Here is a 404-nt window from a genome sequence, read left to right as displayed (position 1 = left end):
CTTTTATGTTGCGGGTTTATTAACAATTATTTCCATTATCAATAAAAAAGAGACAGAATCCCCGTTGATACGGTACGATGACATCGACCAAAACACCATCGAGAAAGGATTCTGCCTCATGTCTACCGTATCATATTCCTCCTGCATCGCCAACGCCTTTGATCAATGGAACCTCCGGTTCTTTATGTCTGCCCCAGCTGCCCGGCATATGCAAAAGCTGCTGGAGGGTTGGACCCGGGAGCATCGCAACGGGAGTGTGAAGGCCCTGCAGGAAGCTGCGAATCATCACGCCCACCATTCATCGGTGACCCGGTTTTTTCGCACGTCCCGGGTGGATGACCATGCCCTGGAGCGTAAGCTCCAGCGCTCGGTACTGCAGCACATCCGGCGGCAGGCTTCCTCCA

At 52.7% G+C, this 404-nt stretch carries 1 pseudogene; it reads left to right on the top strand.

Annotation, left to right across the window (positions count from 1 at the left end):
- Positions 1-118: 118 nt before the first annotated feature.
- Positions 119-404 (top strand): annotated as a pseudogene (locus tag CHL76_RS17160) (IS701 family transposase); the annotation flags it as partial.

Source organism: Marinococcus halophilus (assembly GCF_002265875.1).
Lineage (GTDB): Bacteria > Bacillota > Bacilli > Bacillales > Marinococcaceae > Marinococcus > Marinococcus halophilus.
This window is presented reverse-complemented; position numbering and strand designations above follow the sequence as displayed.